Source organism: Fibrobacter sp. UWT2 (assembly GCF_900142545.1).
In the GTDB taxonomy this organism is placed as follows: domain Bacteria; phylum Fibrobacterota; class Fibrobacteria; order Fibrobacterales; family Fibrobacteraceae; genus Fibrobacter.
Genome location: NZ_FRBF01000040.1, coordinates 1 through 7437, shown reverse-complemented (window position 1 = coordinate 7437; position 7437 = coordinate 1). Strand labels below are relative to the sequence as shown.

8 protein-coding genes and 1 tRNA gene are annotated in these 7437 nt (G+C 51.4%); 3 read left to right on the top strand and 6 right to left on the bottom strand.

What is annotated here, in order from left to right; translation table 11 throughout:
* Positions 1-126: 126 nt before the first annotated feature.
* Positions 127-199 (bottom strand) — tRNA-Cys (locus tag BUA40_RS14070).
* A gap of 82 nt (positions 200-281) precedes the next feature.
* On the opposite strand from BUA40_RS14070, the gene BUA40_RS14065 reads away from it, so the two are divergent.
* A complete protein-coding gene (locus BUA40_RS14065; RefSeq protein WP_072801477.1) occupies positions 282-794 on the top strand; it encodes a lysophospholipid acyltransferase family protein in 513 nt (170 codons plus the stop codon).
* A 54-nt stretch (positions 795-848) separates the two neighbouring features.
* Positions 849-1487 (top strand): 3'-5' exonuclease, encoded by a 639-nt coding sequence (locus BUA40_RS14060; protein ID WP_254794079.1) that lies wholly within the window; start codon positions 849-851, stop codon positions 1485-1487.
* A gap of 131 nt (positions 1488-1618) precedes the next feature.
* Here the strand turns inward: BUA40_RS14060 and rplI are convergent, their stop codons facing one another.
* The 5 genes from rplI to BUA40_RS14035 all read right to left on the bottom strand — a co-directional run bounded on the left by rplI (position 1619) and on the right by BUA40_RS14035 (position 4829).
* Positions 1619-2068, bottom strand: coding sequence for a 50S ribosomal protein L9 (gene rplI / locus BUA40_RS14055; RefSeq protein WP_072801475.1), 450 nt, complete (start codon positions 2066-2068; stop codon positions 1619-1621).
* Positions 2069-2082: 14 nt separating this feature from the next.
* Complete coding sequence (gene rpsR / locus BUA40_RS14050; protein ID WP_072801474.1) at positions 2083-2334, bottom strand: 30S ribosomal protein S18; 252 nt, start codon at positions 2332-2334, stop codon at positions 2083-2085.
* The gene (gene rpsF, locus BUA40_RS14045; protein WP_072801479.1) at positions 2334-2705 is read right to left on the bottom strand and encodes a 30S ribosomal protein S6; all 372 of its coding nucleotides are present in this window, start codon (positions 2703-2705) and stop codon (positions 2334-2336) included. The genes rpsR and rpsF overlap by 1 nt, the downstream gene beginning before the upstream one ends.
* A 125-nt stretch (positions 2706-2830) precedes the next feature.
* Positions 2831-3646 carry a hypothetical protein gene (locus BUA40_RS14040; RefSeq protein WP_072801473.1) on the bottom strand — a complete coding sequence of 272 codons (816 nt, stop codon included), beginning with the start codon at positions 3644-3646 and terminating at the stop codon, positions 2831-2833.
* A 241-nt stretch (positions 3647-3887) separates the two neighbouring features.
* Positions 3888-4829, bottom strand: a complete 942-nt coding sequence (locus BUA40_RS14035; protein WP_072801478.1) for an aldolase catalytic domain-containing protein — start codon at positions 4827-4829, stop codon at positions 3888-3890.
* Positions 4830-5185: 356 nt separating this feature from the next.
* Between BUA40_RS14035 and BUA40_RS14030 the strand changes: the two genes are divergently transcribed.
* Complete coding sequence (locus BUA40_RS14030) at positions 5186-7309, top strand: glycoside hydrolase family 9 protein (protein WP_072801472.1); 2124 nt, start codon at positions 5186-5188, stop codon at positions 7307-7309.
* Positions 7310-7437 lie beyond the last annotated feature (128 nt).

The window sequence follows — 7437 nt, the reverse complement described above, 5'->3', positions numbered from 1 at the left end:
TTTCAATTATAATCAAAGGATTTCTTTTTTTCAGCACCGCCAGAAGGCTTCTTTAGAACCACCAGCCTAGCTGGTGGTTTTCGTTCTTACAAAAAACTCCTTCTCGGGGTGAGAAGGAGTTTTGAGAGGCAACGATCAGACTCGAACTGATGAATAAGGCTTTTGCAGAGCCGCCCCTTACCAACTTGGGTACGTCGCCAAAGTGAAACGCAATATAGGTAATATTTCGCTTCTTTTCAAGGGCAAACTCGCCTTTTTTTGCAATTTTTTATCTTTTACGCATGGCTAAACCCGCTTTCAAGGTCCGGTTCAAGGCTTTTCTTGTAACCCTTTGGATCAAAAGCCTGCGCATCAGGCTTAAAACCCCCGAGTCCTTTGGACCGGGAATCCTTGGAGTGTGGCATAAGGACTTACTCGCGAGTGCCGCCGCATTCAAAAACTGGGGCGTGCACACGCTCGTTTCAGAATCCAGCGACGGCGATCTTTTCGCAACTATCGTACAAAATCTAGGCTACAGCGTTACACGCGGATCGAGCACCCACGGCGCCACCAACGTGCGTCACCTATTACGCCCGCTCCGCGAAGGCCACTTCGTGGGCATGGCGCTAGACGGCCCTCGCGGACCGGCTCTCGAAGTCAAGCAGGGCTCCCAATGGCTAGCCCAATCCAGCGGGCGCCCCCTCTGGTTCATTGACGTCCACTACGGGGCACACCTTTCCCTAAAAACATGGGATAAATTTGTTTTACCCCTGCCGCTGACACGTATTGACATCGAAATTAAATTATCTTTGTGACTGCAAATCAACCAAGGTGATAACTTATTAACTAAGGAATGAATCGTGATTTTAATGCCCCCGAAATTTGTCGCCTTCGACCTTGAAACTACAGGTCTTAACAACCAGAAAGATGAAATCATTGAAATCGGTGCCGTCAAGTTCACCGTCGAAACCAAGAACGGCAAAGTCGTGCCCAAGCTGCTCGGCGAGCTCGAAACCTTCGTAAAGCCGAACATGATGATTCCGGCCGAAGCTTCTGCCGTGAACCACATTTACGACAGCGACGTGCAAGACGCCCCCGCCGTTGGCGATGCCATCAAGAAATTCACCGAATTCTGCGGCCAGAGTTCCATTCTGCTCGCCCACAACGCAAACTTCGACGCAAGTTTCTTGCGCGTGGCATACAAGAACAACCCGCAGCTCGTGCCCGGCAATCCGGTCATCGACTCCCTCGCTATTTCCAAGGCAATCTTGCCCGAAGCCAGTTCCCACAAGCTCGGCATCTTGGCCAACATGTTCCAGCGCCGCGACGAAATCAGCATGAAGATTGAATCCGACAAGATGCACCGCGCCGTTTACGACTGCCTGATGCTCATGGAAGTGTTCGTGGCCCTGCTCCGCCGCCGCTTCAAGGAAAAGGACTGGGAAATGGCTTGCATCATGAAGAACATGGAAAAGTACAAGGGCATTCCCCAGTTCATCAACAAGTAATTTTCTACCAAAAATTTCAATCGCACGCGGACATTCATTTGTCCGCATTTTTTGTTATAAAGAAGTGCCACAAAAAAAAGAACCGCCCCCGAAAGAGCGGCTTTTAAGATTTCTAGTGATTTAGAAAAAGCTTAGGCTTTCTCCGCAACCACCCAAACCTTGACCTGAGCTTCAACGTCGCTGAAGACCTTGATCGTCACGGTGTAAACACCGAGCTGCTTGATCGGTTCTTCGAGAGCAACCTGAGCACGGGTAACCTTAACGCCCTGCTTGGTGATGGCGTCAGCAATGTCAGAAGCGGTCACAGAACCGTACAGACGTTCGCCTTCCACAACGCGGCGTTCGAGGTTGACAGAAATCTGAGAAAGCTTAGCAGCCACATCGCCAGCAGCAGCGAGTTCCTTCTGGAACTGAGCTTCAACGGCAGCGCGGTTGTTTTCGATTTCGAGCTTGGCTTCCTTAGTAGCACGAACAGCGAGCTTGCGCGGGAAGAGGTAGTTACGAGCATAGCCGTCCTTAACCTTCACGACGTCAAGCATCTTGCCCAAGTGGGGAACGTTGGCCTTAAGAATAATTTCCATAGTCTAGTTCCTCCTTAGCGCAGACTGTCCGAAACGAACGGGAGAATAGCCATCTGACGGGCACGCTTGATAGCTTCGTTCAGCATACGCTGATACTTGGCGGAGGTGCCAGAAATGCGGCGAGGAATGATCTTACCACGTTCAGAGATAAAGCGACGAAGAGTCTTTTCGTCCTTATAGTCAATGAACTTGATGTTGTTTTCCGTGAACCAGCAAGTCTTCTTGCGGCGGATACGGGTTGCCTGCTTCTTATCTTCAAAAGCCATTATTCAGCCTCCCCTTCTTCTGCGTCAACCGGAATGATTTCTTCGGTAGACTGGGTCTGAGTTTGGTCATAAACAATTTCGCTCATCGGATAGTCGGCGAGAGTCATCCAGCGGAGAACGTTTTCGTTCAGCTTAAGAGCGGCTTCCACAGAGGCGACCGTAGCGGCTTCAGCCTTGTAGTAGAAGATCACGTAAAAGCCATGCTGGCGCTTCTTGATGGTGTAAGCGAGCTTGCGCTTGCCCCAATCGTCACGGCGGAGAATTTCGCCGTTGCCTTTGGTGATGTTAGCGGCGATAGTCTCGATTTCGGCCTTGATAGCGTCGTCAGAGATCATAGCGTCGATGATCACCATCGTTTCGTATTGTCTCATAATGAGTTCCCTTTGGTCTTTCGCCCAGGTTACCACCATTGGCCCCGGGAGGGTTCCGATAAAAATCGGTGCACCAAATATAGAAAAACGGGATTTAAGTGTCAAACCTCGGAGGCAGGTCTACCCTACGCACCGAACTGAATTCCCAGAAAATAGGTGTTGGACCACCCGTCAATACCCCTATTAAAGGTCTTTAAACCGCCAATTTCGAAGGAAATCCAGGTAGAACTCAGCGTCCGCTTGGCCCACGGCCACACTTCGCGAAGGTTAAAGGCCACCCCCGGCATCACGCTCAGCAGAACCTCTTTCGAGAAGTTGTAATCCACCTGAACTTCGCCTGTCACACCAAACAACCTGGACAGCTTGTAGCCAGCACCAAGGCCCAGACCGATGGAGAAGCCGTCCAAGGTAAAAAGCCTCTGGCAATCGTCTTCTTCCACCTCGGTGGAGTCAGCTTCGCCCTCGTCATCAGGCTCCTCGACATCTTCCCACCAGTAGTGCTGCTTTGGCGCTTTCTCGCCGCGCACCTGCTTTCTGAAGGCACTGATGTTCGTATTTTCAAGTCCCAGGAAAGGTTCCGCATACAGGTCGAATTTTTCCGAAGCCTTATGGAACCGCACATTTATGCGGTAACGCTGATACATCACCATGACATCGCGGTCGAGGTCACCGCCGAAAAAGCGGACACTGCCGCCTCCGCTCAGCCAGTCGGTGTAAAAGTATTCTGTCTGGACCTGCCACGCACCCATGCAGTCGCATTCACTCAGCGGATCATAAACGCCAAAGCCCATACCGAACGAAATGCCCTTGCCCATATAGGCGCTATGCCCCGGCAAAGGAACAGACTCGTATTCTTCTGACACGTGCTGTTCTACGGAGTCTTCCGCATACGCGGCAGACAACCCAAACACAAATGCAATCAGCAGGAATAAGAAATGCACGCCCCTAAATTAGAAAAAACGCCCGGCAAGCCGGACGTTTTCATCAAGGAATTTCCATTAAAGGATAACATTAGTCGTTGGCCTCGCTGCGCGAGTCCGCGACTCGTCACCTCGGTCATACAGGAATGCGAGCATTCCTGTGCGACGCTCGACTTATTAGTCGTTGGTCTCGCTACGCGAGCCCATGACTCGTCGGCTCGGTCATAGGAACAAGCTAGCTTGTTCCTGCGACGCTCGCCTCCTAGTCATTCATCATATGATTATAAAACTTCGTGTAGTTGTCCTTGTCTTCGGTTTTGCGAATGGCAATGGCGTCTTGCGGGTGGCGGTTCAGCATACCCGTAATCATCTGCGGAATGATGTAGCCCCATTCGTACTTTTCCTTAAGCGGCAAGAACAGTTCCTGGTAGGCATCGAGCACCGGACGCAGGTCGTACTTCGGGTTCTTCAAGAAGCCGAGCAAGAGTTCGGTGGTGCAGTTACCAGCGCCACGGCCCATACCGGACACGGAACCGTCGAGGTAATCCACGTGATCGATGATAGCCTGAATCGTGTTGGAGAAGGCCAGCTGCTGGTTGTTGTGGCCATGGAAGCCGAACTTCTTGCCCTTCACGATACCGCGGTAGCGGGTAATTTCCTTATCGATGTCTTCCTGGTAGAAGGCGCCGAAGCTGTCCACGAGGTAAAGCACGTCGGCCTTGCATTCTTCGTTGACCTGGTGCAGGGCTTCGTCGAGTTCCGGACCACGGTCACGGCTCACGGCCATGATATTGAGGGTGGTTTCGTAACCCATTTCGTGGAAGGCGTTCACCATTTCGATACCCTTGTCGATATTCTTCACGTAGCTTGCCACGCGGAACATCTGGTACGGGCTTTCGCTAGCGGGCTTCACGGCGTCCATGTTCACGCGGCCCACGTCAGCCATCACAGCCATTTTGATCTTGGAATCGATACCGTCTTTCACCTTCCAGAGCAGGTCGTCATCGCAGAACTTCCACGGACCGTATTCCTTGGGGTCAAAGAGTTCCGGAGAGTTCTTGTAGCCCATTTCCATATAGTCCACACCGGCGGCAGACAGGAGGGTGTAAAGGCGACGCACAAATTCGAGGGAGAAGTCGTGCTTGTTGACCAAGCCACCATCGCGGATGGTGCAGTCCAAAACTTTGATGCTTTCGTAGTACATGGATGAATCCTTTTTTAGTTCGCAGGCAAAGATAGGTTCTGCAAAAGCACCGGTCAAGAGTTCCAAAACATTTCGTTCAAAAAAGAACATTTTTAACGCAATATTTGCGTTATTTAAAATAAAAAGTTTGTAATTCAATCAAATTCAATAGGTTACACATCTCACAAATTAGAAGCTTCGGCCATCTGGAACGAAAATCGGACTCCCTTTGATTGAAAAAATTCATAGTCCAGCAAGAGAATATTCTCCATCTCATTCACATTTTACGCAAAAATCGCGTATATAATTATTGACCATAAACACACTTTTACATCCTCTTATTGATATTCAAAGGGCAATAAATTATATTCAAGCCTATGAATACAGTTTGCAGACTCCTCCCCTTCGCGCTTGCGGCTTCCGCATTCGCAGGCAACACGTTTTTCCTTAACGAAGCGGGCTACGACCTAGGCATGCCATTTTCGGCCGTCGTGCAAAGCACCGAAGAACTCGAAGGAACCAAGTGGAGCCTTTACTTTAATCGCGACAACATGCCCCAAACCCAAGGTTTACCCGCGCAAGTTTTAGCGGAAGGCGTATTTGGCAAAGGCGAAAATCCCGACAATTGGTCTAAAAGCGGGAAATACTATCGCATCGAGCTCCCCTACAGTTTTATGTATGCAGGAACGTACTATATCGGCGATGTCACGGGCAACCCCTCCACTTCAGCGGAATTCTCTGTAGGCGGCAATCAACTTGCCACAAGTACGCTCGGTATGGTGCTTGACTATTTCTACAACGACCGTGCCGACAAATCCCCCATTCTCGAATGGGACCAGAAGGTTTCCGTTTACGGGAGTTCGGGCGTCACGCGTGATGTTCGCGGCGGCTGGTACGATGCGAGCGGCGACGTGAGCAAATACCTGAGCCATCTTTCTTACGCCAACTACTTGAATCCGCAACAGATTCCCCTAACGGTATGGGCACTCGCATTCACGGCAGAGCGCATTCCTGAGCTCCTAGCATCTACAAGCACCAAGGCAAAAACCGCAGACGAAGCCGCCTACGGTGCAGACTTCTTGGTACGCATGCTTGACGAACAGGGTTTCTTCTATATGACAGTGTTCGACAACTGGGGCATGGGCAGCCGCTACCTGTGTGCCTTTAGCGGTTCCGACGGCGTCAAGAGCAATAATTACCAGACAGCCTTCCGCGAAGGCGGCGGCATGGCAATCGCAGGCCTCGCCCGCGTGGCAAAGCTTGGCGTTAAAGGCCAATTCACCAGCGAACAATACCTTGAGGCAGCCCAAAAAGCCTACGCACACCTTTCTGAAAAGCAGAGCATCGGCGGCAACTGCGCCTACTGCGACGACGGCAAGGAAAATATTATCGACGACTACACCGCACTCCTTGCGGCAACGGAACTGTTCCTCGCTACGGGAAAAGGTTCCTACATGGACGATATGGAAAGCCGCGCCGGGCACCTCGCTGCCCGTATTAGCGAAGACGGATATTTCTGGAGTGACGACGCGAAGACCCGTCCGTTCTGGCATGCAAGCGATGCAGGACTTCCGCTGATTGCTTTGGTGCGATTCCTCGAAGCAGAAATGCAGATTGAGCGCGAACCATGTCCCGCCGACATGGACTGTTCCGCCTCCAACGGTGAAATTGTCTACAAGACAGCACTCGCGGCCGTCCGCAAGCACTTGAGCTGGCTCATTTCCATTACAAATAAGGTCGAAAACCCGTTCGGTTACGCCCGCCAGACCTACAAGACCGGCGGAAACATCAAGGAAGGATTCTTTATCCCGCACGACAACGAAAGCAAGTACTGGTGGCAAGGCGAAGACGCTCGCCTCGCAAGCCTTTCGGCAGCGGCATCGCTTGTCGCAAGCGACTTAAGCCTCCTCGACACTAACATCAACAAGTACGCTACCGACCAGCTTGACTGGATTTTGGGCAAGAACCCTTACGGCACCTGCATGATGTACGGGATCGGCAAGAAGAACCCCGCCAAGTATGACGGCACCTCCGACTACGACGCAACCCTCAAGGGAGGCATCGCAAACGGCATTACGGGCAAGAGCACAGACGGTTCGGGAATCGCCTGGGATGATGATGGCGTTGCCTACGTAGGATTCAGCTCTGAAGAACCTTGGAACAACTGGCGTTGGGTGGAACAGTGGCTACCGCATAGCACCTGGTACCTAATGGCACTTGCTACCCGTTACGATGAAAATCCGATTAAGCTATACAACCCCGATGCAATCAAGTCTAAGGCTATCGCAAGTGCAAAGTTCTCGGTGCAGACTCAGGGCCGTACGCTTACGGTGAACGCCCGCGGCACCGCAAAGGTGCACGTCTTGGGAATCAACGGCGCAGAAGTCGCAACAGCGCAGCTTAACGCAGGACATGCCACGTTGAACCTCGACAACATGCAAAGTGGAATCTACATGGTCAAGGTCGACGGCTTTGGCACGAAAAAGATTTCGATAAAGTAAAAGACGGGGCAAACGCCCCGGCTACCCCTTCGATGAACCGACCCCAAAAAGTTGGACAGGTTAAAGTTAGGATAAAATTGAGTTATGGGTCCGGTATTGAACCGGGCTCATTCCGTTTAAACGCAGTT

What these genes read in the sequence shown, in the direction of transcription:
- BUA40_RS14030 (WP_072801472.1), top strand. Translation starts at nt 5,186, where the DNA reads ATGAATACAGTTTGCAGACTCCTCCCCTTCGCGCTTGCGGCTTCCGCA.
- BUA40_RS14065 (WP_072801477.1), top strand. Translation starts at nt 282, where the DNA reads ATGGCTAAACCCGCTTTCAAGGTCCGGTTCAAGGCTTTTCTTGTAACC.
- rpsR (WP_072801474.1), bottom strand. Translation starts at nt 2,334, where the DNA reads ATGGCTTTTGAAGATAAGAAGCAGGCAACCCGTATCCGCCGCAAGAAG.
- BUA40_RS14060 (WP_254794079.1), top strand. Translation starts at nt 849, where the DNA reads ATGCCCCCGAAATTTGTCGCCTTCGACCTTGAAACTACAGGTCTTAAC.
- BUA40_RS14035 (WP_072801478.1), bottom strand. Translation starts at nt 4,829, where the DNA reads ATGTACTACGAAAGCATCAAAGTTTTGGACTGCACCATCCGCGATGGT.
- rpsF (WP_072801479.1), bottom strand. Translation starts at nt 2,705, where the DNA reads ATGAGACAATACGAAACGATGGTGATCATCGACGCTATGATCTCTGAC.
- rplI (WP_072801475.1), bottom strand. Translation starts at nt 2,068, where the DNA reads ATGGAAATTATTCTTAAGGCCAACGTTCCCCACTTGGGCAAGATGCTT.